A 23,923-nucleotide genomic window follows, 5' to 3' on the forward strand; every position below is an offset into this window, starting at 1 on the left:
TACGAAGGGGATTAGCGAAATGATGGCATCGTTTGCGCGGAGCTTGGGTCTGCGCCTCGCCGCCGTTTCGATTCTTGCTGCTCTTGCTGCGGCGCTCGGTGCGTGCGCCAACAAGGACATGCAGCCCGACTCGCTCAGCGGCAAGTACGGCAACGCTACTCCGGGATCGCAGCGCGACTTCACGCAGAACGTCGGTGATATCGTCTATTTCTCGACCGACTCGGTCGACCTGACGCCTGAAGCCCAGCAGACGCTGACGAAGCAAGCGCAATGGCTGCAGCAGTATCCTCAGTACACGATCACGATCGAGGGTCATGCCGACGAGCGCGGCACGCGCGAATACAACATCGCGCTTGGTGCCCGCCGCGCGACCACGGTTCGCAGCTTCCTGTCGCAGCACGGAATCAATGGCGCGCGGATCCGCACGATCTCGTACGGCAAAGAGCGCCCGGTCGCAGTCTGCAACGACATTTCGTGCTGGTCGCAGAATCGGCGCGCGCAGACGGTGCTCAATAGCGGCGGCGTAGTCAGCCAACGTTGATCGGCTCGAAAGCGGCGTGCTGCAGCGGGGCTTTTAATGTGGCTCAATTTGGCCACACGTTAACAAAGCTTTAACGCCACTTAGAATTAGCAAAGTTTAGCCCAATTGGACTCGCATAACGGCGCCGTTCATTCTCGGTTGCGGCGCCGTTTTCGATGTTGAAATTGCGGACTTCAGTTTTTGTGGCCAGCGTTGTGTGCTGTGTCCTGGCGGTCATGGGTGCGCTGGTGACGCGCGTCGCTGCCCAGGAACAGGAAAATGACAGCGATTTTGACGGCATCACGGCCGCGGAACTTCTCGAAGACGGTCTCGATGCGCTTTCGGACCATGCCGATGAATCGGGACGGCGGCTGCTTGAGCGCCTTGTCAGCGAATATCCGGGAACAGCGGCGGCGCAGCGCGCAAAGCGGGCATTGGCCGCTCTCGATCGCGGCGAGCTCGCGCCAGAGGATCGCGAACGTCTGAAGGCCGACGAGACCGAGCGGACCACCGAATATCGCCGCGCTTTCCTGGTCGACGTGGGGGATCGTGTTTTCTTCGCGGAAAACAGTGCCGCGATCGGCGGACGGGCGCGCGGCATCATCGAGCAGCAGGCGCGCTGGCTGGCCGCACGGCCTGAACTTTCGATCATGGTGATCGGACGAGCGGATGGTGAAGGCGACGGAAAATCGGCTCGGGACCTTTCGCTGCTTCGGGCTCAAGCCGTCCGGGATCGGCTGGTCGCTGCGGGCCTTGAGCAAAATCGTATCGAGATCAAGGCGGCGGGCGATCAGGATCGCATTGCGGTTTGCTCCGATCCCATTTGCTCGGCGCAGAATCGCAATGTCGAGGTTCTGATCAACTACTGGCATTCCTACGGTAGCTGGCGGCCCAACCAACAGGGGCAGGGGCTGGCGAAATCCGCATCGGAAGGGCCGAATCGGCCGTTGCGTGAAACGGCGGATCAGTTTTCGCAGTAAGTTGTCCGGAAATGCGGGTTGAAGAGGCCCTGCGACCCGGCGTAGGTGGAGGCGCGGGGGCGCCTGGGTTAAGCTCCTGCCGTTGCGTGGCGGATGCGATTCCGGCCAGGTAGCGTGCACGTCATTTCTTCCGAGGGGCAGAGCCGGTATGGCCAAGCTAGGGCAGATCTTCAGAGGCGGCTTTGGCATCGAGGCGGTCGCGCTGGCGCTCATGCTCGCGTCGGGACCGGCCGTCGCTCAGACAAGCGATGCGCGTCCTGCGAAAGGTGCCGCGGCGGCATCGGCAGACGATGGGCTGAAGGCACGCGTTGAGGCTCTGGAAGAGCAACTGGTCGATATGCAAGTCGTCGTCGGCACGCTGGAATCGCTTTCCAAGAATGGCGGCGGAGCAGGAGCGACCGTGGCCTTTCCCTCGGCCGGCGGCGCCGATGGCGCCCGTATCGAAAGTCTTGAAACGCAGGTTCGTGCCCTGACCGTTCAGGTGCAGCAGCTGACGGATCAGATTCACAGTATGGGCGGGGTTACGCACCGTTCGGATATTCCGTCGACGGCCGATACGGCCTCGCTCGGCAGCGGAAATGGGACCTCGCAGGCGGACGCCGGGCCGGGGTTCGGTTCGACGACGGTCTCGGCAGGTGGCAACGGAAACGATGCCATCGGCGGCCTGTTAAACAGTCAGGGCGCACAGCAAGGGCCGCAAGGCCAGGAGGCTGGTACGGAGCCGCCGCCCGGGTCGGTGTCGACGGCCGCATTGCCGCCGGCGAGCGAGCCGGCCGGCGATCCGAAGCAGGCTTATGAAACGGCCTATGGCTACCTGCTGCAGCGCGACTACGGATCGGCAGAAGGAGCTTTCTCCGATTTTCTCAAGAAGTTCCCGAACGATTCGCTGTCGGGAAACGCCCAGTACTGGCTTGGCGAAACGTATTTCGTGCGCGGTCAATATAAGGCCGCTGCGAGTGCCTTCCTCAAAGGCTATCAGACCTACGGACAGGGCGGGAAGGCCGCCGACAGCCTGTTGAAGCTGGCAATGTCGCTGGACAGGCTTGGTCAGAAGGATGCAGCCTGCTCATCGTTCTCGGAGCTTTCGGCGAAGTTTCCGACCGCACCGCAGAGCGTGAAGGCGCGGGCGCAGAGCGAGCGTCAGCGCATCGGTTGTCAGTAAAATTGGAGTTTGCCGGGCGCGCATGATTGCCCGTCCGAGAGTTGGCCCCCTTGAGTAAGAACTCGCATTTGCCGATTTGCGATGCCGAAGCCGATGCGGCTTTCGCGGCGTTGGCGCGCTTCGATCATGTCGTGCTTGCCGTATCGGGTGGTCCTGACAGTCTGGCGTTGATGGTTCTCGCCGCCGAATGGCGCGCACGCTCCCCGAATTCGAAGCCGTTTCTTTCGGTCGCGACGGTTGATCACGGTCTTCGACCCGGCTCTGGCGACGAGGCGGACGCTGTCGGTGCTGAAGCACGACGACGGGGTTTATCGCATGTGACTCTGATCTGGGACGGCCCGAAGCCGGCGTCGGGATTGCCGATGGCTGCGCGAGAGGCGCGGTATCGGCTTCTCGAAGATCATGCATGTGCCGCAGGCGCGGATCGCATCGCAATCGTCACCGCGCATCATCGCGACGATCAGGCCGAGACGTTCGCGATGCGGTTGGCGCGCGGCGCGGGGATCGACGGTCTTGCGGGCATGCAAGCGGAACGGCCGCTGCGCGATGGCTCGCCGGTCATGTTGGTGCGTCCGTTTCTGGCGTTTCCGAAATCGCGCCTGGTTGCGACGCTTCATGCGCGCGGCATCAGGTATGCCGAGGATCCAACCAACAGCGATCATCGCTACGAGCGCCCACGTGTGCGGTCGCTTTTGGCGGCCCTCGATGCCGCTGGCCTTACTCCCGAGGCGATCGCTGTCTCGGCGCGACGCCTCAACAACGCGCGCGAGGCGCTGGCTTATGCGGAGAAGCAGTTCGTCGCGACGCTCGATCTGTCGTTCGGCAACGAGGTCTTCGCCCGCTTCGACCGGCAAGCGTTTGAGGCCGGACCAGCCTTCCTGCGGCAAAAGACGATTGCGCGCCTGATCGACCGTTATGGCGGCGCGAGCCCGCCACCGCAGCTGGCTGAGGCCGAAGATCTGGTGGCGCGTATGCAACGCGACGGTGGGACGACGGCAACACTTGGCGGTACGATGATTTCGTGCGGGCCGCGCTTTGTCCGTGTGTGGCGGGAGGTCGGCCGGCTCGATCATGCCGAGCACGTCCTCGCTTCGGGCGAGACGAAAATCTGGGATCACCGCTTTGCGCTGCGGTTTTCGGCAGACGAGCGCGAGGCGGACGGAGGGGCTCGGGTGACGGTCAAACCGTTGGGCGAAAAGGGGTACGGGGCGATCAGCTCATGGCTCCAGCCCGGACGGCGTCCGCCCACGCGTGCGGCTTTCGCACTGCCATCGTTCTGGTCCGGCGACCTTCTGCTTGCGGCCCCTTCTCTTGCCCCATTTGTCCGTTTGGGTGCGCCCTGGCTTGATCCCAATGGTTGCGATCTCAACCCTTTGGCAACCAGCACCGGGATTTAAGGAATTGGACGCATTCTTCCGGGCCGGCATTGGTAAACGCACGAACTTGTGCGGAGTTACGCCGGCACCTATGTTAGTCTCTCGCTTGGGGGCAGCGGTGCCGCCGAGTACGTGCCGTTTTGGTGCCGACGGCACCATCAAGGAAAAAAATGAACCCGAATTATCAGAAACTTGCGATCTGGGCGGCGTTGTTCGTCCTGTTGCTTGCCCTCTACAATCTCGTCAGCAATCCGAGCACGACGCGGCGGACCAACGAAATTCAATATTCTGAATTTCTCGACGCCGTCGATAAGGGTAACATCTCGGAAGCTGTGATTGCGGGCAATCGGATCACGGGGACGAAACGGGACGGGGCGGCGGGCGACACGTCGTTCTCCACCTATGCTCCCGAAGACCCGAATCTCGTGACACGCTTGCGCGAGAAGGGTGTAAAATTCAAAGCGCGACCCGCCGAGGATGAAGTGCAGTCGATCACGAGCATTCTTCTGAGCTGGTTCCCGATGCTGCTGCTCATCGGCGTGTGGATCTTTTTCATGCGCCAGATGCAGTCCGGCTCCGGTCGAGCCATGGGTTTCGGCAAGTCGCGCGCGAAGCTTCTGACCGAGCGGCACGGACGCGTGACGTTCGAGGATGTGGCAGGCGTTGATGAGGCCAAGGCCGACCTTGAAGAGATCGTCGAGTTCCTGCGTGATCCGCAGAAGTTTCAGCGCCTGGGCGGACGGATTCCGCGCGGCTGCTTGCTGGTCGGCCCTCCGGGCACCGGCAAGACGCTGATCGCGCGCGCCGTTGCCGGCGAAGCCAACGTGCCGTTCTTCACGATCTCGGGTTCCGACTTCGTCGAGATGTTCGTCGGCGTCGGCGCCAGCCGCGTGCGCGACATGTTCGAGCAGGCAAAGAAGAATGCGCCGTGCATCATCTTCATCGACGAAATCGACGCCGTCGGCCGCCATCGTGGCGCCGGTCTTGGCGGCGGTAACGACGAGCGCGAGCAGACGCTCAATCAGTTGCTCGTCGAGATGGACGGCTTCGAAGCTAACGAAGGCATCATCATCATCGCGGCGACGAACCGCCCCGACGTGCTCGACCCGGCGCTGCTGCGTCCGGGCCGCTTCGATCGTCAGATCGTGGTGCCCAACCCGGATGTGCTGGGCCGCGAGAAGATCCTGCGCGTGCACATGAAGAAGGTGCCGCTGGCTCCCGACGTCGATCCGAAAGTGATCGCGCGCGGAACGCCCGGCTTTTCCGGCGCCGATCTCGCCAACCTCGTCAACGAGGCCGCGTTGCTCGCCGCCCGGCGCAACAAGCGTCTGGTGACGCAGGCCGAGTTCGAAGATTCCAAAGACAAGGTCATGATGGGCGCCGAGCGCAAGACCATGGCCATGACTGAGGAAGAGAAGCTCGCGACTGCCTATCACGAGGCTGGTCATGCCATCGTCAATCTGATCGTGCCGGGCAATGATCCGCTGCACAAGGTGACGATCATTCCGCGCGGCCGGGCGCTGGGCGTTACGATGAGTTTGCCGGAGCGCGATCGGCTCAGCTATTCGAAGCAGTGGTGCGAGGGGAAGATCTCGATGGCGTTCGGCGGACGTGTGGCCGAGCAGCTGATCTACGGCAGAGAGCACCTCAACACCGGTGCTTCGAGCGACATCAGTCAGGCGACGAACATCGCTAAGCGGATGGTCACGGAGTGGGGCATGAGCGACAAGCTCGGTCCGCTGCTCTATTCCGAGAACCAGCAGGAAGTGTTCCTCGGACATTCGATCACGCAGCAGAAGAACATGAGCGAGGAAACCGCCAGGCTTATCGACGAAGAGGTGCGCCGGATCGTGACATCCGGGCAAACTCTCGCGTGGGAGGTGCTGACGAAGCACAAGGGCGAGCTCGAGGCCATGGCGCAAGCGCTGATGGAATACGAGACCATCACCGGCGATGAGTGTCAGGCGATCATGCGCGGCGAAAAGATCGTTCGTCCGACGGATGACGACAACAGCAAGGGCCCGGCGGGTTCTGCGGTGCCGAGCGCTGGCCGTCAGCCGCGTCCGCGCAGCGAACCCACCGGCGGCATCGACATCGGTCCGGAACCGCAGCCGCAGTAAGTGGCGCGTGGGATGTTCGGCTATCAATCTTCGGGCGGCCGCGATAGTTTCGCGGCCGCTTTTGCTTGAGCCCAACTGGCAGTCGTAGGCGCACCCGCAATGAAACGTTCGATCTATCTGCAGCCCACTGCCATTTTCTGGGACCGGAGCGGGCGTCGCGCTGTCGATGAGGCCGACCTTCCGGAGTGGAAGGGATTGCCGTTGGCCGGCGGACGTTTGTCGTTTGCGGCGCTCGACGTGCTGACGCGCGGCTCGCCAGAGACGAAGCGGCGGACGGTCGTGCTGGGCGACGCATTCAGCGGCGATTGGGGCCGTGAGGCGCTGGCCGCCGCCGACATTCTGGAGCAGCTTTCGGAGCCCCGAGCGCGGCTCGCCGGTTTGTCGCTCGATCGACCCCGGATCATGGGTATCATCAACGTCACGCCTGATAGTTTTTCCGATGGCGGCGAATTTCAAACGACGCGCGACGCGGTCGAACATGGCCTACGGCTGATCGAAGAAGGCGCGGACATTCTCGACATCGGCGGCGAGAGCACGCGTCCGCAGGCGGATGACGTCGGGCTCAATGAGGAGCTTCGCCGCGTCATCCCGGTCGTCGAGGGGCTCAGGGCGAAGACGGATGCCGTGATTTCGGTCGACACGCGCAAGGCGGAAGTGATGAGACAGGCGGCGCGTGCCGGCGCCGACATCCTGAATGACGTCTCTGCTTTTACGCACGAGCCGGACTCGCTCGAGATCGCGGCAGACTCGGGACTTCCCGTCATCGTCATGCATGCGCAGGGCGATCCGAAGACGATGAACGATAATCCGCAGTATGACGACGTGGTGCTCGACGTTTACGATTATCTGGAAAGCCGGGTGCAGGCGTGCATTTCGGCGGGCATCCCGAAGTCGAAGATCATCGCCGATCCCGGCATCGGCTTCGGCAAGCATCTTCATCACAACGTCGCGGTGATGGCGGGGCTCGCGCTCTATCACGGTCTTGGCGTGCCGATCCTGCTTGGCGCCAGCCGCAAAAAGATGATCGGGCAGCTTTGCAATGTCGACGATGCGAAGGAGCGCGTCCCCGGGTCGTTGGCGTGCGCGATCGCCGGGGTGGCGGCCGGGGTGCAGATCGTCCGCGTCCACGACGTCAAGGAGACGAAGCAGGCGATCGAAGTTTGGCGCGCGTGCTCTGCCGGCACCGAGAAGGGGCTCGACTAGCTTCGCTTTCGGAAGCCTTCCAAAAATTGGAAGGATGACTGTCGGAATGGCGGACTGCCACCAATCTGCGCGATGCATTAACTCAGCAGCCAACAAGAACGCGCTGAGAGGAAATGCCTATGGCGATCAAACTTTACGATCTGGATGTGTCGGGCAACTGCTACAAAGTCCGGCTCTTGTGTGCGCTGCTGAACGTTCCGCTGGATCGCGTTCCGGTTGATTTTCTCGCCGGTGCGCACAAAAGAAGTCCGCTCATTGATCTCAATGTCTTCGGACAGCTTCCCATTCTGGAAGATGGTGATCTGATCCTGCGCGATAGCCAGGCGATCCTGATCTACATCGCGCGGAAATTCGGCGGCGAGTCATGGCTGCCGACAGATGCGGCCTCGATGGCGATCGTGACGCAATGGCTGATGGTTGCCGAAAACGAAATCGCGCGGGGGCCGAACGACGCCCGGCTGCACGACAAATTTGGCGACAAGCTCGATATCGTCGTCGCTCGCGAAAAAGCCAAGCGCATCCTGACGATCATGGACGAGCATCTTTCATCCAGACAGTGGCTGGCGCTCGATCGCCCGACCATCGCGGACATTGCCTGCATGCCTTACGTCGCCTTGAGTTGGGAGGGCGGAATACCGCTCGAACCTTATCCGGCGGTTTCGGCCTGGATCGAGCGGATCAAGAAGCTTCCCGGCTTCGTCTCGATGCCGGGGATTTGATGGGGGATGGTTCGCCATGCCTGCAATAGCATCGGATGTTGCGTTCACGCCAGCTGTGAAGGCCGAACAGGTGCGTCATGGCTCGCGTACGCAGTACGAGCGCATGGAGCGGCTCAAGGGCTGGCCGACGACGGTCAATGACGATCTTGCCGAGACGATCGCGGAGACGCGGTCGTTTTATCTCGCGACGGCGAGTGCAGACGGGCAACCTTATATTCAGCATCGTGGCGGTCCGGCGGGATTTCTGAAAATCCTCGACGAGAAGACACTGGCGTTCGCAGATTTCGCCGGCAACAAGCAATACATCACCGTTGGTAATCTGGCGGAAAATCCGAATGCCTACATCTTCATCATGGATTACGTGCATCAGCGCCGGGCAAAGCTTTGGGGCACGGCGAAGGTGGTGGAGAACGACGAAGAACTGCTGACGTCGTTGAGCGATCCGACGTACCGGGCGCGGCCGGAGCGGGCGATCGTGTTCACACTCGAAGCGTGGGACCGCAACTGCCCGCAGCACATTCCGCGCATGCTGCCGTTCGACGACGTCAAGGAGGCGATCGGCCGGCTTCAGACACGTATCGCAGACCTGGAAGCGGAAAACGGCCGCCTTAGGAGCAATGACAGCGCAGCGCACTGATCAGCGGGAAGTCGCGTTGGTCAAACGCAGTAGTGCGTAGATGACAAGAATTCCGGCGAGAAGGGCGGCCGCCAGTGCGGGAGCCTGCCAGTCGGAACTCGAAAGGCGGGCGATCAGCAGGATGGCACACACCGCGATGCCTAAGATCGGCAATGCAAGCGGTATCTCGAAGCTGCCCTGAGGTTCGCCGATCCTGCGCTTCAAGACGACAAGCGCGGCGTTAACGGCGATAAAAATAACCAGCAGCAGAAGGACGGTCGCCGCGGCGAGATCTGCGATCCGTCCGGCGATCACGAGCAGCAGCAAGAAGCCCAGCAGCACCGCGATGGCAACGTGAGGCGTTCGCCGGGTTTGATGTACGCGACCGACGAAATTCGGCAGCAATCCCTGACCTGCCATGCCGTAGATCAATCGCGATGCCGTGACGTAATTGACGAGGGCGGTATTGGCGACCGAGAAAAGGGCGATGAATGTCATCAACTCGGCCGGAATGCTCGGCGCGCTTTTCTGCATTACGGCGGTCAGTGGGCTTGGTGCGGACGCTAGTTCCTGCCAAGGCACGACGGAGACGGCGGTGATCGAAACGGCGACGTAAAGTACGGCGGCCGCTACTGTCGCAATGACAAGGCCGCGCGGGATGGTGCGCTCCGGATCGCGGCATTCCTCGGCGACGTTCACGGCGTCTTCGAACCCGATGAAAGCAAAGAACGCCAGCACGGACGCCTGAAGCACGACGACGCCGAGGCCGAAATCGACGCGATCGGGCGGAATTTCGAAATAGTCGATCGTTCCCCAGTACGAAAGCCCGGACGCGATGACGATCAGAAGTCCGGACACCTCCATCAGCGTGCAGACGACGTTGACCCACATGCTTTCGCGAATGCCGCGAAAGACGATGCCGGATAGAATGAGAGGAAACCCGACCGCTATGGCGGTCGATGAGGCGGCTTCCCAGCCCGCCAGGTCAGCGATGATGGCGCCGAAAATCTTCGACTGCGTCGCGATCGAAGTGAGCCCGGACGCCACCAACGCGAGGCCGATGGTGAAGCTCAATGCCGGCCATCCGAAGGCGCGATCGGTCACGTAAGCTGCGCCGCCGGCGCGGGGATAGCGTGAGCCGAGAGATGCGTACGACAGCGATGTCAGAAGCGCCGCGACGAGAGCAATCAGAAACGACAACCAAACGGCGGATCCGGCTTCGCCCGCAGCCTTGCCGATCAGGCCGTAAATGCCTGAGCCCACCATGCTGCCGAGGGCATAGAGCGCGAGTTGCGTGGTCCCGATCGAGCGGCGGAGGTGAGGGGTTCCGTCGCTTCCACTCTCGGCTACCAACGCGCTTCTCCCCTTGTGAACGCCGAAAACCTCAGCTCGCAGCGGCCTTGCGATCGGCGAGGCGGCGTTCCACTCCGGCGACGATGGCTTTGCGGATTTCGTCGGTCCGGGTCAAGGCAGCGTCCACGGGCACGTGCTGGGCCTCGGCGAAAGCGCGAAGATGCTCGGCGGATTTGATGTCTTTAAGGCGCAGCATCAGGCCGTCGCGTCCGTGTTTGGCGAGAGCAACGAGGGCTGAGAACAGGTAGGGGTTGAAATTCTCAGCGCGGTCGTGCCGCTCCTGCGTTTTGGTTGTGGCAGGGCTTTCGACCGTGGCTGACTTGGGTGTGACGGCAGGCGCAGGCGCTTCGGGAACGTCCGCGGGCATTTCGCGCACGAGCATCCGGTTGACTGCCTTCGTCAACGCGGCTGCGAGCTTCTCGGCTTCTTCGCCGCCAAGCGTCGTTTCGCGCCGGATGTGGGCGCGAAAGAAGCCAAGCATCTCGTCGCCGGGCCAGAGCTGTTTGCCTTTGCTCATGATCGACGTCTTCTCGGGCCTTATCGGTTAAGAAACTGCGACTTTGGCTTTCTTCTTCGCGGCGACGGAATCAACGAGCCGCGAAATTTCCTGGTGAAGCTCTTTCACGTCGCCTGCCGCATCGGAATACTTGGCATCGATCGAGCGCAACTGGCCAAGGTAGTCAAACGCATTGGCGATGCCGTTGCGCTGGGGCAGGAACGTCTCGAGCACGGGATGCACGAGGCTGATTTCCTCGATCATCATATAGTCACGGTCGTCATTGCGCACGTAATTCGCGAGGCAGACGTAGCGGCGGTCTTCGGGCGGCATCTCGGACAGATCGTCGAGACTGCGCAGGTCTTCGATCAACATGGCGACGCGATCGACGGCGAGTTGCGAGACGTAGTCGGGGCGGAACGGAACGATGACCTTGTCGGCGGTTTTCAGCGCGGCAAGGGCCGCGAATGACAGGCCCGGCGCGCAATCGAGGATGACGACGTCATAGTCGCCCTCGAAGCGGCGGATGAGGCTTTCCATGCGGCCGCGGACGCGGTTCGCCACAACTTCGGGGACATTGCTCTGATTGGCCTGCTTCAAATAGAGCTCGCCCTGGATATCTTCGAGCAGCAGCGAGCCCGGCACCAGTGAGATGGGTGCCGGCTTGCCGTTGGCGGCGGCAACATCACCGACGTTCTTGGCCACGTAATCGCGGGCGTTGGCAGGGATGCCGTCAAAAAGATCGTAGAAATAATCGGCAATGGTCCTTCCGGCCTTGCGCGCTTCGTTCCAGCCCTGGCCGCCCATCAGGATCAGTGAGGCGTTGCATTGCGAGTCGAGGTCGATCAGCAGAACGCGTTTGCCGCCGAACACGGCGAGGCCATGCGCCAGCATCACCGCGACCGTGGATTTGCCGACGCCGCCCTTACGGTTTGCGACCGCCAGAAACACTGCCATGATTGCGTTACCTCTCAGATCGCGCACGCCAATTCAGCCCTCTGCGGCGCGCGAACTACCAATAGCCGAGCTATGGGCCGATTCCATGTCGGTTCACCAGTCCGGACGCGGAAGCACTCAGCATGAGACTTTATTAGCGCTGTCTGCAACCCTTAGTGGAATTCCGTGCAAAATTCGGGTTCATTCAACCAAGGGGATGGAATGCGAAGGCGCGCTCGGGCATCTATGATGGCGCGAGAGGACGCGAGGGGAGCCGGTCGAAAGATGCGGCGCGTGTCGCTCCGCATATTCCAGCTCGGCGAGCGCAAGACATTGTTATGGGCTCGCTCACTCTGGGTGGACGGGAGGATCGAATGACCAGGCGCTATTTCGGAACGGACGGCATTCGCGGCCTCGCCAATCGCCACCCGATGACGGCGGAGCTTGCCCTGAAGGTCGGCATGGCAGCCGGAACCGTCTTTCGTTCGGGCACGCATCGCCATCGCGTCGTCATCGGCAAGGATACGCGCCTGTCGGGTTACATGTTGGAAGCGGCGCTGATGTCGGGTTTCACGTCGGTCGGCATGGACGTGTTCCTGCTGGGGCCGATGCCGACCCCGGCGGTCGCGATGCTGACGCGCTCGCTGCGCGCAGATCTCGGCGTGATGCTGTCGGCGTCGCATAATCCGTCGCACGACAACGGCATCAAGCTGTTCGATCCGGACGGCTACAAGCTGTCCGACGAGATGGAAAAGGATATCGAGGAACTGATCGAGGCGGACAGCCGCACGCTGCTGGTCGATGCCGATCGGATCGGGCGCGCGACGCGGGTCGAAAGCGCGCAGGAGCGCTACATCGAATTCGCCAAGCGGACGATGCCGAAGCAGCTTCGCCTTGCTGGGCTCCGGATCGTCATCGATTGCGCCAATGGGGCTGCGTACAAGGTCGCGCCGGAAGCGCTGTGGGAGCTGGGTGCCGAGGTTATCAAGATCGGGGTTGAGCCGAACGGTCTCAACATCAACTTGAACTGTGGTTCAACGTCGCCGGAGACGCTGGTCGAAAAGGTCAAGGAGTTGCGAGCCGACATCGGAATTGCGCTCGATGGCGACGCCGATCGGGTTGTGATCGTCGACGAGAAAGGCGAGATCGTTGACGGCGATCAACTGATGGCGGTGATCGCGGAGAGCTGGCATCGGACTGGCAAGCTGGCGGGTGGCGGCATCGTCGCGACGGTGATGAGCAACCTCGGGCTCGAGCGGTATTTGCGGTCGATCGGGCTCAGCCTGGCGCGGACTCCGGTCGGCGACCGGTACGTTACCGAGCACATGCGCAAACACGGTTTCAACGTCGGGGGCGAGCAGTCGGGCCATATCGTGCTGTCGGATTTCACGACAACCGGCGACGGGCTCGTTTCGGCGCTGCAGGTTCTGGCGTGTGTGGTGGCGACCGGTAAGACGGTGTCGGAAGTCTGCAATCGCTTTCGGCCGCTGCCGCAGATCCTGCGCAACGTTCGATATGCCAGCGGCCAGCCGCTCGAGGACACGCGCGTCGTCAAGGCGATCGAGGGCGCGAAGGCGAAGCTCGGGGAAAACGGCCGCCTCGTCATCCGGCCTTCGGGGACGGAGCCGGTCATCCGCGTGATGGCGGAAGGCGACGACGAGAAGGTCGTGTCGAGCATTGTCGGCGATATCGTCGATGCCGTTAAGTCCGCCGCCGCGGCGGCTTAATTCGTCCGTCATCAAGTCCGACGCTGAGATGTGAACTTGGGTCCCGGGTCTCGCAAGAGCTCGCCCGGGATGACAAGAAATGGCACTGTCAGTTTGTCATCCCGGACGAGCGAAGCGAAGAGCCGGGATCGAGGGCTAACAATGTTCGCCGCTCATACATACTTCGTGTACATCCTTGCCAGTCAACGCAATGGAACGCTTTACGTCGGCGTTACGAATGATCTAGTCCGGCGCGTTCAGGAACATCGCGAAGGCTTGGTGCCAGGGTTCACCAAACGTTATGGCGTAAAGGCGCTCGTCTACTATGAAGTCCACTCCGACATTTCCGAAGCTATTCTTCGCGAAAAGCGCATCAAGCGATGGCTTCGACCCTGGAAGCTTCAGCTCATCGAAGCCAATAATCCGCAGTGGGTGGATCTATGGGCGGACCTGACGTCAAATGTCTAAGTCTTCAGTTGTCGTCTACAACGCCGTTTACGACTTGTTAGGAATCCGGCTGCCGCTGCGTTTCACATTTCGACGGCGATTAATGCCTCTTTAAACACTCTCGGCAATATTCGGGTTTGGATTTTGAGCCGGTCGGTGCTTCGCGCCGGTCGTCTCCGATAGGGAACCCGCATGGCTTTTGCGCGCACAGTACCATTTCTTGGCGCTGCACTGGTATTCGGCGGCGCCATCGGCGCGTCGGCGGCAGATCTCGGCTCGCCCGATCTCAACACGGCGCCGACCATGGCGCCGATGCCGGGCGGTTACACCTGGAAATGGTATGTCCGGGCGGACGGTGGATATTCCTGGTATCCGACCCCCTCGATGAGCCTCAACGGTTTCGACAGTCACGAAACTAAGCAAAGCGGCGCCTGGACCGTGGGCGGCGGCATCGGCCAATATTACGCCTGGGGTTTCCGCGGCGACCTCACCATCGACCACATGTTCGACGCCAAGAACGATGCCGACTTCGACTTCGGCTCGACGCGCCTCGATTTCAATAGCACCGTCGTGCTGGCGAACCTCTATTACGAATTCAATCGCGACGGCCGCTTCATGCCGTATATCGGCGTCGGCATAGGCTGGGCGCATAACGAAACGAATTCGGGAACGGTTGTCGACGGCGGCGGCGCTTCTTCGATCGACGGACGATCGACAAATAATTTCGCGGCCGCCGCGATGGCGGGCGTGTCGTGGAAGCTCTGGGGCGGCCGCACGATGTACGTTTCGGGAAGCTCGAAAGATGGCGACCCGGTCGAGGTCAATACGGGCCATGCCGTCTATCTCGATTTCGGATACCGCTTTCTCTATCTCGGCGACGCCAAGACGGCTGCTTTCGATGCTGACGGCGCAACGGCGACAGAGACGCTCAAGCAAATCACCGCGCACCAGTTCCGTATCGGTGTGCGTTACGACCTGAATTAGTTCTCGTCGCGGGCGCGTTGCGCCCAAAGACGAATGAGTAGGCAGGAGCGGCTTTGCCGGTCTTGCTTGGAATGCCAACAGGTGCGGTTTGTACTGCGGTGTTTCGCGTTCGTGTGTCCACGTCACGCGTCGTGCGCTTCCCGTGAGGGGAGCGCACAGGACACCGAACGAAAGCCCGTTTTTCCCTCCCTTGGCTTTGTTAGCGCAAGCGTAGCGTTGAGCAGGGTCACGAGTGGCGCGCGTATTGTCAGCGGCGCCAAGATCAGAGGGTGGGGCTATGAAATCTGCGACAACGTGGATTGCGACGGCATTCGTTTTGGCTTTCGGTGCGGCGCCTGCGATGGCTGCCGACTGGGGTGGCGTCAAGGACATGGGAGGCGGGGTGCCGATCCCGGTTCCGGCTCCAGCGCCGGTGCCGACTTATGACGCGGATAGCGATTGGTATATCGGGCTGACGCTCGGCGGCAATCTTCTGACGGACGCGAATATCAAAGACATCGACATCGATAATCTCGGGGCGTCGAGTACTGCTCCGCTGGCGCGCAGTGGCAGCGATGTTCCTTCGCAGATGATTTATGGTCTCGTGTTCGGCCGTTACTTTACGCCGTCGCTGCGCTGGGAAGTCGCGATCGATTACTCCCCAGACACCCAGATCAGCCGCGACGGAACAGTCAATTACAGCGCGACGAACCGGGCGTTCAACACGGGCGATGGCGGCACCGATACGACGACCTATGACGTGGCTCGCCAGGAGACGGTGCAATTGTCACGAACCACCGCTCTGTTCAACGTTCTCTATGACATTCCGACGGGCACCCGCTTCACGCCGTATATCGGTGGCGGCCTGGGTGTCACTTGGCGGCGGATGACACGATCCTATTCGGAAGCGTCGGGCTGCACGGGGTCGAGCAACTCGCTTGATCCGACGCTTTATTCCGGCGGCGGTTGCTCGCCCTATCTTCCGACGGCCAGTTCGCTGTCGGGCTCGGACACTAAAAATCAGATCGATTTAGCAGCCGCCGTGCAGGCCGGCATCGCGACCGAACTGACCAATTCAATCATCTGGGACAACGGCTGGCAGATGCTGTGGGAGGGCGGCTCGCTGACGTCGTCGGCGTCCTCGATCGCCGGCACGAACAGGTTCTCGTTCAAAAACTCCGTCCTGCAGCAGTTTCGCTCCGGCATCCGCATCAAGTTCGATTAGAAAGCGCGCACCCTTGTGTTGCTTTGGTGCCGAAAGGCGGCCGTTCGCGGCCGCCTTTTTCTTTGTGCGGGCGTCATGCTAAGAGGCGCCGCATGCAGAAGCCTGTGAAACCGAAGACCAAGCCGGAACGGCCATTTTTTTCGTCCGGTCCGTGCGCCAAGCGGCCTGGCTGGACGCCGGACGCGCTTTCCGGCGCGCTAGTCGGACGTTCGCACCGGTCGGCGGAAGGCCGCGAGCGATTGCGGCTTGCGATCACGCGCACGCATGAGCTTCTGCGGCTGCCGCCGGGCTATCAGGTCGCGATTGTGCCGGGATCGGACACCGGCGCGTTCGAAATGGCGATGTGGAATTTGCTTGGGCCGCGCGGCGTCGATGTGCTGGCGTGGGACGTGTTCGGGCGGAACTGGCTGCGCGATGCGACGGCGGAACTGAAGCTGCCTGATCTCCGAACCTTCGAAGCCGAAGCGGGGCATCTTCCCGATCTCGGCAATGTCGATTTCGCGCGCGATGTGCTGTTCACCTGGAACGGCACGACGACCGGCGTTCGCGTGCCGGATGCAGAGTGGATCGCTGACGATCGCGAGGGACTTACCTTTTGCGACGCGACCTCGGCGCTGTTCGCCGAGCACATCGATTTCCGCAAGATCGACGTCCTGACCTTTTCCTGGCAGAAGGCGCTTGGCGGCGAAGGCGCGCACGGAATGCTCGTTCTGTCGCCGCGTGCACTCGATCGCCTGGCGTCGTATCGGCCGCCCTGGCCGGTGCCGAAGCTTTTCAGGCTGTGGAACAGCGACAGCATTCTTTACGACGTTTTCGAGGGCGTGACGTTGAACACGCCATCCATGCTGTGCGTCGAGGACTATCTCGACGCGCTTGCCTGGGCGCATGAGATCGGTGGTCTCAATGCGACGATCGCGAGGGCTGCCGCCAATTCGGCGGCACTCTACGATTGGATCGAGCGGTCCGATTGGGCAAAGCCGCTCGCGGTCGATCAAAGTACGCGATCGCACACGTCGGTCGCCATTCGGTTCGCCGAGCCGTTGCTGGCGGGGGCAGATGAAAGCGTGCGTCTTGATGTCATGCGAGAGATGGTGAGGCTGCTCCAGGACGAGGGCGTGGCGTTCGACGTCGCAGCCTATCGCGGGATGCCGGCGGGGCTCAGGATCTGGTGTGGGACGACGATCGAGACGCGAGACATCGTGGCGCTTCTCCCCTGGTTTGATTGGGCTTATGCGGAAGCGCGCGCCGCAGCGACGAAGGCTGGAAAATCATAAGATCCTTCTCGGAAACTGGTTAAAACCGGCGCTGTCAATGCCTTTTTCTCGGCTTCGCCATCGGCCATAATCGCCGGGGCCGCCAGCCGCGATGGCGATGCTTCTCAGCGTGTCAGAAACGATTCAAGAGGTCAGAGAGAGATGCGTCTTGTCTTAGCGGTGGTTTTCTTCGCCGCTTCCGCCGTGGTTGCGTTCGCCGACCAGGTTCCGGCGCCATCGACGGTCGATGCCGTGACAGTCTTTCTGTCGGGCGCGGAAGTTACGCGCCTTGCAAAGGCGCATGTCGACAAGGGCGAGAATACGATCGTTGTCAACGATCTTCCCGCGAGCGCCGTACCGGGATCGATCCGCGTCGAAGGCCGGGCGACGGGCAAGCTCGAGATCGGTTCGGTCGATACGGCGCAAAAACTTCTTCAGCACGCAGAAAGCGAAGCGGCCGACGCGCAACGCAAGGTTCTCGAAGACAAGATCCAGACTTTGAAGGATCAGCGCAAGACGGTCGAGGCTCAGGCCCACGCCGCCAAGACGCAGCAGAAGCTGATCGCCAATCTGGCGCAATTGCCGACGCGCCCGGCGCCGCAATCAGGGACGGCAACGCCGACCGACGACTGGACCAAAATTCTGGCGTTGATCGTGCAGGGAACGACGGATGCGAGCAAACTCGCGCTCGATGCGGAACAGAAGACTCGCGAGATCGATCGGCAGATATCGGACGCCAACACGCTGCTGTCGTCGCTTGCGCCGGCGCGGACCGAACAAACGGAAGTTCGCATTCATGTCATCGCGCAAAGTCCGCTCGATGTCGATTTGAGCATCCACTATCAGGTGCCCGATGCGGAGTGGTCGCCGCTTTATGATGCGCGGCTGGTGACGGGAACGAAGACCGAGCCGCCGAAGCTCTCGCTCGATCGCAGGGCCGCAATCACGCAGCGTTCCGGCGAGGACTGGAGCGGCGTCGCGATGCAACTTTCGACCGCGCGGCCGTCGGACGGTTCGTCGTCGCCGGACATCGATACGCAGTTCGTCGATTTCGAAGCGCCACCGAAGCCCGTTGCCGCAGCCGCGCCGCCACCGCCGCCAGCGCCGGTGCTGATGGAAAAACGCGCGGCAGCTCCCGCGCTCGGTGGTGCCGCCGATACCGCGGAAGCGCCGCTCGAGCCTGCGCCGATCGAAGAGACGGCCGCCCAGATCAAGAGCGCACCGTTCGAGGCGACGTTCGAGGTTCCGGGCCGCGTGACCGTCGCCGCAACGGGAGAGCCGAAGCGTGTCTTGCTGTCGACGGACGACAGTGAACCGGCGTTAAGCTGCCGTTCGGTGCCCAAGATCGACACCAACGCCTACCTTTACGCCAAGGTCAAAGTGGCCAAGGGTGCCCCACTGCTGCCGGGTACCGCCTATCTGTTCCGGGACGGAACCTTCGTTGGTACCGGCAATTTGCCGCTTTTGCGCCCCGGAGAGGACCACGATCTCGGTTTCGGCGTTGACGATCAGGTCAAAGTCAAGCATGCGGTGCTCGAGGACGTGCGCGGCGAGACCGGTATCATTTCGACGTCGCACGTCGACAGCCGGAATTTTCAGGTCAACGTCAAGAATATGCACGAGCGGCCGATCGACGTGACGATCCTCGATCGCGTGCCGGTCGCGCGTAACGACGACATCAAGGTCGAGATCGTGGGGCGGGTGATGCCGACGACCCAGAATGTCGACGACAAGCGCGGCGTCATCGCGTTCTCGGCGCGGCTCGAGCCGGACGAGGAGAAGATTTTCGAGTACGGCTATCGCGTATCGTGGCCGACGACGAAGTCGATCGTTTACGGGCCTTGAGGCGTCGCGCCCGAGGTCTTGGACGGTAACAAGCGGATATACCGCGAGGCCCTGGCTCAAGCCGGGGCCAAATCATGAGAAGGACGAGAAGGTTCAAGTCGAATGGCGAATGTCGTCGTGATCGGAGCCCAGTGGGGCGACGAGGGCAAAGGCAAGATCGTGGATTGGCTCTCGGAGCGCGCCGATGTCGTCGTGCGTTTCCAGGGCGGGCACAATGCCGGGCATACGCTCGTCATCGGCGGAAAGACGTTCAAGCTGTCGCTGCTGCCGTCGGGTGTGGTGCGGCAGGATAAGATGTCGGTCATCGGCAACGGCGTGGTCATCGATCCCTGGGCATTGGTCGGCGAGATCGAGCGCATCAGGGAGCAGGGTATCTCGATCACACCTGAAAATCTCAAGATTGCGGAGAATGCGGCGCTGATCCTGCCGTTGCACCGGGAACTCGACCTATTGCGCGAGACGGCGGCGGGCACCGAGAAGATCGGCACGACCGGCCGTGGCATCGGCCCTGCGTATGAAGACAAAGTCGGCCGCCGCGCCATCCGGTTCCAGGATCTGGCGTCGCCAGCGACGCTCGGGCCGAAGGTCGATCGGCTGCTTGCGCATCACAACGCGCTGCGCCGTGGCCTCGGCCAGGAGGAGATTTCGAAAGAGAAGCTGATCGCGGAGCTTGTCGAGATTGCGCCGAAGGTGCTGCCGTTCGCCGACGTGACCTGGGAATTCCTGGACAAGGCATGGCGCGAGGGTCAGCGTATTCTGTTCGAGGGCGCGCAGGGCGCGCTGCTCGATGTCGATCACGGCACCTATCCGTTCGTGACGTCCTCAAATACGGTGGCCGCGCAAGCTTCGACCGGATCGGGGATCGGGCCGCGCCATGTCGGCTACGTTCTCGGCATCGCCAAGGCTTATACGACGCGCGTCGGCTCAGGGCCGTTTCCATCGGAGCTGACGGATGCCATCGGCGAGAAGATCGGCGAGCGGGGGCGCGAGTTTGGCACCGTGACGGGACGCAAGCGCCGCTGCGGCTGGTTCGACAGCGTGCTCGTGCGGCAGGTTGCGAAGGTGTCGGGGATCGACGGCATCGCGCTGACGAAGCTCGACGTGCTCGACGGTTTCGAGACGATCCGGATTTGTGTCGGTTACAAGCTTGGCGGAGAGACGCTCGACCGTCTGCCCGCAAGTGCCACGGCGCAGGCGCAGATCGAGCCGATCTACGAGGAATTCGAGGGCTGGTCGGAATCGACCTATGGCGCGCGACGCTGGGCGGACCTGCCGGCGCAAGCGGTGAAATACGTTCGCCGTGTCGAGGAGCTGATCGAATGCCCGGTCACGCTTCTGTCCACGAGCCCGGAGCGCGATGATACCATTCTGATGAAGGATCCGTTCGTCTGATCCGGCGACCTCGGGGGAGTACATGTTCTTCGTCGCGTCGAAGGTGATCTTCTTCTTCATCCAGCCGTCGAACGTGGCGTTTTTCGCGTTGCTGCTCGGCGGCCTTCTGATGTTTCGGCATCCGCGCTGGGGGAAGCGATTTCTTGCCGTGGGGCTCGGCATCGTCGTTCTGTTCGGCTTCCTTCCCGGCGGCAATCTTCTCGTGCTCCCGCTCGAAGAACGTTTCGGCTCGCGCGTGGAGCCGGTGCCGGTGGGGAAGATCAGCGGCATCATCCTTCTCGGTGGCTTCGAGGACATCGCGGTTACCAAGGCGCGCGGCGCACTCGCCGTCAACGAGGCGGCAGAACGGCTGACGGAGACGCTTCGGCTGGCCAAGGCGTTGCCATACGCAAAGATCATTTTCACCGGCGGTAGCGGTTCACTGTTCGGCGGTAGCGGCGTCGCCGAGCCCGTCCGGCAGTTTTTCATCGATGCCGGGATCGCACCGGATCGGATCGTCATCGAGAAGGATTCCCGCAACACTTACGAAAATGCGGTGTTCACGAAGGCGCTGCTGAAACCGTCGCCGGACGATCGCTGGGTGCTCGTGACTTCGGCGTATCATATGCCTCGGTCGGTCGGGATTTTCCGCAAGGTCGGATATAACGTCGTACCCTATCCGGTCGATTTCCGGACCAGAGGCTGGCAGGATGCGCTTAGCCCATTCGACAGCATCGCGGACGGTTTGAAACGGACGGATCTCGCCGCGAGGGAGTGGATCGGCCTTGTCGCCTATTGGCTGTCAGGGCGAACCTCGGCGCTGTTTCCAGGTCCCTGACAGGCGGCCGTTCGGCGCAAACGGCTATTGCCCGAGAATGATGCGTGGCTTGTGACGCGGTCTCGGCAACGTTGGAAGCGGCGGTCCGAACAGCGGCTGGACCATGTTGTAGTTTGGCCCTGCTGCACCGCCGCTGTTGCTGCCATTCCAGCCGGAATCCGGTCCGAGCATGGTGTCGGGCGGCAACGTCGGCCCAAGCCGGTCGACCGGGGCCACGGGCACATCTCCTGCCGCCGCCCGCGGGCCCGAGCCCGAACGTGGTTCTGCATCGGCAATGCCCGAGAACAGGGCGACGATGGCCGCAGCGGCACCTGTCAGGGCGAGAGGTCTCATCTGGTTGTCCTCGGCGTGAGACGTAAATTTCCCATCAGCAGATTAAACTCTGCAGCTGCCGCGGAAAAGAACCATCCGGCCGTATCCTGGCCGCTGCTGCTTAAAGGGCACAATCGGCTCGCAAACGCCATTATGGGCCTCAGGTGGCGATCGATGACGTAATCGGGTCGATGGTGATGATGCCGTTCGACGAGCTGGAACTGCCGTTCAGAATTTGAAGAACGGGCGAGGTCGAGGCGACGTCGGAATTGTTGATGTCGTAAAGAGCCGAGAACTGGGCGATCAACTTGTTTACCTTGGTGGGGTCCTGGAGGTCGTCAAGATCGAGTCTCTTAGTGATCATCGCGGCCTGAACGTCGATATCGGCATTCGACATGTAGGTCGATAAGCCGAGCGCGGTCTGCGCGAACTGCAGAAGCGCTTTATCGCCCAGGATCTGATAGGCCGACGTGATGGACGAAGCCTTCTTCAAGAAGTAAAGCGCGAGCTGGGCGCCGGTGCTTTGGTCGCCGGCTTCCGTTTCCATCGTCTGTTCGAGATAGCCGGCTGTGGTGGCGACGAGATCACTGCGGTCTTGAACCTGGTTCTTCGGCACACTCAGGGTCTTGCCGTCGGTGCCGAAATTGAACGCGACATCTAGCGCTTTGTATGCGGCGTTTTCCGACTGGTTGATGTAGCTGTCCGGATCGGTTGGGTCGCTCGTCAGTATCTTGCGCAACTGCGTGGTCGAGAGATTTGCCTTCGACAGCCCGTATGCGCTCAGAGCGTAATTGACGAGGCGGCTGTCTTTCAGGAAGTCGTCGACGTTCGTGATCGTACCAATCGTGCTGGTGTAATACGTACTCTCGGTCGTCGCTGCCGTCTGTTGCGCAGTCGCGGTGGCGCCATCGGCGACCGCCCCGCCATTATTCGTCGTGTAAAGCGTAACGATCGACGTCAGGTTGGAGTTCGTCTGTGCGAGCGATGCTGTTTTGGCGTTGCCGTCGGAATCGAAATTGAAGTCGCCCGCGAGCTTGATGTAGGCCGCGTTATGAGACTGATTGGCGAAGCTGTTGGGATCGCTCGGATCGCTCGTCAGGATCTTCGTCATCGTGTACTTCGTCATCGTATCGGCATCGAGGCCATAGGCGCTGATGAGGAAGTTATAGGCGGTGGTATCCAGCAGATCAGATACGGTCTTGACGCCTTCCACCGCATCCTTGTAGCCCGAGATAGCGTTGTCGTTTGAGGTTTGCAGGGTGTCGTCGAACGTATCCGAATAGAGATTGACGAGGCTGGTGGTCTGAGCCGTCGTCTGCGCGCTTCCGTTGACCGTTCCGTCGGTGTTGAAGCTGAAGAGCTGCGCGAGCTTTTTGTATGCGGTGTTGGTCTGCTGGTTAGCGACGCTGCTGGAATCGGACAGGTCGCTCGTCAGCACCTGCTTGATCAAGGTCTTCGAGGCCGTGGCCGGTGTCAGGCCGACGGCTGTCAGCGCGACATCGTAGAGGGCGTAATTGTTGATCAGGTCGTCCGCCGAGGTAACGCTCGAAATGGCCGACTTGAAGTATTGGATTTTGTAAGATTCCGCAGCGGCGGTGGAACCGGTGCCGGTGGCGTTGAAGTACTGATAGACCGTCGTCGAAATATTGGCGGACGATTGCGCCGTGCCGTTGACGCTGCCATCGGTATTGAAGTTGAACGCCTTGGCCAGTGTTTGGTAGGCGCTGCCCATCGTGTTCGCGGTGCTATTGGAATCGGACAGATCGCTGGTCAGGACGGCGCGGATCGTCGATTTCGACATTAGGTCGGGATCGATTCCGTAAGATCTGACGGCGACGTCATAGAGGCGCGGATTGGCGAGGAGCTGATCGACGGATGTGATGTTTCCGATGTTCGCCTGATAGTATGTCGCCTCAGTGGACGCCGCGTTGCCCTTGTTGACCTGGGCCTGGGTGTAAAGGTCGATGGTATCGTCTTCGTCGGTCGAGTTCTGGGCGATGACAGCCTGATCGGCGATCGTGCCGTCGGTGGAAAATTGATAGGCCTTCGCGAAGGCGAGGAAGCGCGTGTCGGTGAGCTTATTGACGAAGCTCGTGCTGTCGCTCAGGTCGCTCGTCAAAACCTTTTTCATGAAGGCCTTGGCATAGGTCATGTCGCTCAGGCCATACGCTGTCATCGCATAGGAGAACAGGCGCGTGTTGTTCATGAAATCATCGACGGACGTCACCTTGCCGATGTTGTCCTGATAATATTTCTGCGCGCTGGAAACGTCGGGCTCGGCGCCGATGCGGGCGTATGTCTTCGTGAGATTGGCGGCGTAGCTCTGATAGAGCAGGTAAGTCGAAATCATCGCCGGCGTTCTCGTTTCAATGCTCGGGTTCGGCTGACTTTCGAATCCGCAGCTTGCGCGGGCCTGCCGCAAGCGGGTTATTGCCGGATACAACTCAAGTGAGCGCGCTTACGCCGAATCGTCGGCGGATTC

Annotated in this window: 21 protein-coding genes; 16 read left to right on the plus strand and 5 right to left on the minus strand. The window is 61.5% G+C overall.

The window, feature by feature from the left end:
* Positions 1-19: 19 nt before the first annotated feature.
* The 8 genes from pal (at position 20) to QM780_RS01825 (ending at position 8,717) form a co-directional block, all read left to right on the plus strand.
* Positions 20-541, plus strand: coding sequence for a peptidoglycan-associated lipoprotein Pal (gene pal, locus QM780_RS01790; protein WP_415068770.1), 522 nt, complete (start codon positions 20-22; stop codon positions 539-541).
* Positions 542-723: 182 nt separating this feature from the next.
* Positions 724-1,500 (plus strand): OmpA family protein, encoded by a 777-nt coding sequence (locus QM780_RS01795; RefSeq protein WP_415068771.1) that lies wholly within the window; start codon positions 724-726, stop codon positions 1,498-1,500.
* A gap of 148 nt (positions 1,501-1,648) precedes the next feature.
* Positions 1,649-2,662, plus strand: a complete 1,014-nt coding sequence (gene ybgF, locus QM780_RS01800; RefSeq protein ID WP_415068772.1) for a tol-pal system protein YbgF — start codon at positions 1,649-1,651, stop codon at positions 2,660-2,662.
* Positions 2,663-2,712: 50 nt separating this feature from the next.
* Positions 2,713-4,059: a tRNA lysidine(34) synthetase TilS gene (tilS, locus tag QM780_RS01805; RefSeq protein ID WP_415068773.1), complete on the plus strand. Its 1,347-nt coding sequence runs from the start codon at positions 2,713-2,715 to the stop codon at positions 4,057-4,059.
* A 149-nt stretch (positions 4,060-4,208) separates the two neighbouring features.
* The gene (gene ftsH, locus QM780_RS01810; protein WP_415068774.1) at positions 4,209-6,158 is read left to right on the plus strand and encodes an ATP-dependent zinc metalloprotease FtsH; all 1,950 of its coding nucleotides are present in this window, start codon (positions 4,209-4,211) and stop codon (positions 6,156-6,158) included.
* A 99-nt stretch (positions 6,159-6,257) separates the two neighbouring features.
* Positions 6,258-7,361 (plus strand): dihydropteroate synthase, encoded by a 1,104-nt coding sequence (gene folP / locus QM780_RS01815; protein ID WP_415068775.1) that lies wholly within the window; start codon positions 6,258-6,260, stop codon positions 7,359-7,361.
* A gap of 119 nt (positions 7,362-7,480) precedes the next feature.
* Complete coding sequence (locus tag QM780_RS01820; RefSeq protein ID WP_415068776.1) at positions 7,481-8,080, plus strand: glutathione S-transferase family protein; 600 nt, start codon at positions 7,481-7,483, stop codon at positions 8,078-8,080.
* Positions 8,081-8,096: 16 nt separating this feature from the next.
* A complete protein-coding gene (locus tag QM780_RS01825) occupies positions 8,097-8,717 on the plus strand; it encodes a pyridoxamine 5'-phosphate oxidase family protein (protein WP_415068777.1) in 621 nt (206 codons plus the stop codon).
* Here QM780_RS01825 and QM780_RS01830 read toward each other — a convergent pair whose 3' ends face one another.
* From QM780_RS01830 to QM780_RS01840, 3 genes are read right to left on the minus strand one after another with little or no spacing between them, the layout of a single operon-like run.
* On the minus strand, positions 8,718-10,049 hold the full coding sequence (locus QM780_RS01830) for an APC family permease (RefSeq protein ID WP_415068778.1): 1,332 nt from the start codon (positions 10,047-10,049) through the stop codon (positions 8,718-8,720).
* A 31-nt stretch (positions 10,050-10,080) separates the two neighbouring features.
* Positions 10,081-10,566, minus strand: a complete 486-nt coding sequence (locus QM780_RS01835; protein ID WP_415068779.1) for a hypothetical protein — start codon at positions 10,564-10,566, stop codon at positions 10,081-10,083.
* Between the two features lie 27 nt (positions 10,567-10,593).
* Positions 10,594-11,502 (minus strand): ParA family protein, encoded by a 909-nt coding sequence (locus tag QM780_RS01840; RefSeq protein WP_415068780.1) that lies wholly within the window; start codon positions 11,500-11,502, stop codon positions 10,594-10,596.
* A gap of 353 nt (positions 11,503-11,855) precedes the next feature.
* Between QM780_RS01840 and glmM the strand changes: the two genes are divergently transcribed.
* The 8 genes from glmM (at position 11,856) to QM780_RS01880 (ending at position 21,129) form a co-directional block, all read left to right on the plus strand.
* The gene (gene glmM, locus QM780_RS01845) at positions 11,856-13,208 is read left to right on the plus strand and encodes a phosphoglucosamine mutase (protein WP_415068781.1); all 1,353 of its coding nucleotides are present in this window, start codon (positions 11,856-11,858) and stop codon (positions 13,206-13,208) included.
* Positions 13,209-13,349: 141 nt separating this feature from the next.
* On the plus strand, positions 13,350-13,655 hold the full coding sequence (locus QM780_RS01850) for a GIY-YIG nuclease family protein (protein WP_415068782.1): 306 nt from the start codon (positions 13,350-13,352) through the stop codon (positions 13,653-13,655).
* Between the two features lie 171 nt (positions 13,656-13,826).
* On the plus strand, positions 13,827-14,618 hold the full coding sequence (locus QM780_RS01855; RefSeq protein WP_415068783.1) for an outer membrane protein: 792 nt from the start codon (positions 13,827-13,829) through the stop codon (positions 14,616-14,618).
* Between the two features lie 277 nt (positions 14,619-14,895).
* Positions 14,896-15,822 carry a hypothetical protein gene (locus tag QM780_RS01860; protein ID WP_415068784.1) on the plus strand — a complete coding sequence of 309 codons (927 nt, stop codon included), beginning with the start codon at positions 14,896-14,898 and terminating at the stop codon, positions 15,820-15,822.
* 92 nt (positions 15,823-15,914) lie between these two features.
* Positions 15,915-17,096 carry a phosphoserine transaminase gene (locus QM780_RS01865; protein WP_415068785.1) on the plus strand — a complete coding sequence of 394 codons (1,182 nt, stop codon included), beginning with the start codon at positions 15,915-15,917 and terminating at the stop codon, positions 17,094-17,096.
* 141 nt (positions 17,097-17,237) lie between these two features.
* Entirely contained in the window at positions 17,238-18,920 is a 1,683-nt protein-coding gene (locus tag QM780_RS01870; protein WP_415068786.1) for a mucoidy inhibitor MuiA family protein, read from the plus strand.
* Positions 18,921-19,022: 102 nt separating this feature from the next.
* Entirely contained in the window at positions 19,023-20,312 is a 1,290-nt protein-coding gene (locus QM780_RS01875; RefSeq protein WP_415068787.1) for an adenylosuccinate synthase, read from the plus strand.
* A gap of 22 nt (positions 20,313-20,334) precedes the next feature.
* Entirely contained in the window at positions 20,335-21,129 is a 795-nt protein-coding gene (locus QM780_RS01880) for a YdcF family protein (protein WP_415068788.1), read from the plus strand.
* Between the two features lie 24 nt (positions 21,130-21,153).
* Here QM780_RS01880 and QM780_RS01885 read toward each other — a convergent pair whose 3' ends face one another.
* Positions 21,154-21,462 carry a hypothetical protein gene (locus QM780_RS01885; RefSeq protein ID WP_415068789.1) on the minus strand — a complete coding sequence of 103 codons (309 nt, stop codon included), beginning with the start codon at positions 21,460-21,462 and terminating at the stop codon, positions 21,154-21,156.
* A 139-nt stretch (positions 21,463-21,601) separates the two neighbouring features.
* Positions 21,602-23,791: a DUF1217 domain-containing protein gene (locus tag QM780_RS01890; protein WP_415068790.1), complete on the minus strand. Its 2,190-nt coding sequence runs from the start codon at positions 23,789-23,791 to the stop codon at positions 21,602-21,604.
* Positions 23,792-23,923 lie beyond the last annotated feature (132 nt).

This window comes from Hyphomicrobium sp., assembly GCF_047600905.1.
GTDB lineage: Bacteria > Pseudomonadota > Alphaproteobacteria > Rhizobiales > Hyphomicrobiaceae > Hyphomicrobium_B.

Bases quoted from the DNA above. Each gene is read 5' to 3' on its own strand.
- pal (WP_415068770.1), top strand. From the start codon at position 20: ATGATGGCATCGTTTGCGCGGAGCTTGGGTCTGCGCCTCGCCGCCGTT.
- QM780_RS01875 (WP_415068787.1), top strand. From the start codon at position 19,023: ATGGCGAATGTCGTCGTGATCGGAGCCCAGTGGGGCGACGAGGGCAAA.
- QM780_RS01835 (WP_415068779.1), bottom strand. From the start codon at position 10,566: ATGAGCAAAGGCAAACAGCTCTGGCCCGGCGACGAGATGCTTGGCTTC.
- QM780_RS01870 (WP_415068786.1), top strand. From the start codon at position 17,238: ATGCGTCTTGTCTTAGCGGTGGTTTTCTTCGCCGCTTCCGCCGTGGTT.
- glmM (WP_415068781.1), top strand. From the start codon at position 11,856: ATGACCAGGCGCTATTTCGGAACGGACGGCATTCGCGGCCTCGCCAAT.
- QM780_RS01840 (WP_415068780.1), bottom strand. From the start codon at position 11,502: ATGGCAGTGTTTCTGGCGGTCGCAAACCGTAAGGGCGGCGTCGGCAAA.
- QM780_RS01820 (WP_415068776.1), top strand. From the start codon at position 7,481: ATGGCGATCAAACTTTACGATCTGGATGTGTCGGGCAACTGCTACAAA.
- QM780_RS01825 (WP_415068777.1), top strand. From the start codon at position 8,097: ATGCCTGCAATAGCATCGGATGTTGCGTTCACGCCAGCTGTGAAGGCC.
- QM780_RS01890 (WP_415068790.1), bottom strand. From the start codon at position 23,791: ATGATTTCGACTTACCTGCTCTATCAGAGCTACGCCGCCAATCTCACG.
- folP (WP_415068775.1), top strand. From the start codon at position 6,258: ATGAAACGTTCGATCTATCTGCAGCCCACTGCCATTTTCTGGGACCGG.
- ftsH (WP_415068774.1), top strand. From the start codon at position 4,209: ATGAACCCGAATTATCAGAAACTTGCGATCTGGGCGGCGTTGTTCGTC.
- ybgF (WP_415068772.1), top strand. From the start codon at position 1,649: ATGGCCAAGCTAGGGCAGATCTTCAGAGGCGGCTTTGGCATCGAGGCG.
- QM780_RS01850 (WP_415068782.1), top strand. From the start codon at position 13,350: ATGTTCGCCGCTCATACATACTTCGTGTACATCCTTGCCAGTCAACGC.
- QM780_RS01855 (WP_415068783.1), top strand. From the start codon at position 13,827: ATGGCTTTTGCGCGCACAGTACCATTTCTTGGCGCTGCACTGGTATTC.
- QM780_RS01860 (WP_415068784.1), top strand. From the start codon at position 14,896: ATGAAATCTGCGACAACGTGGATTGCGACGGCATTCGTTTTGGCTTTC.
- QM780_RS01880 (WP_415068788.1), top strand. From the start codon at position 20,335: ATGTTCTTCGTCGCGTCGAAGGTGATCTTCTTCTTCATCCAGCCGTCG.
- QM780_RS01885 (WP_415068789.1), bottom strand. From the start codon at position 21,462: ATGAGACCTCTCGCCCTGACAGGTGCCGCTGCGGCCATCGTCGCCCTG.
- QM780_RS01865 (WP_415068785.1), top strand. From the start codon at position 15,915: ATGCAGAAGCCTGTGAAACCGAAGACCAAGCCGGAACGGCCATTTTTT.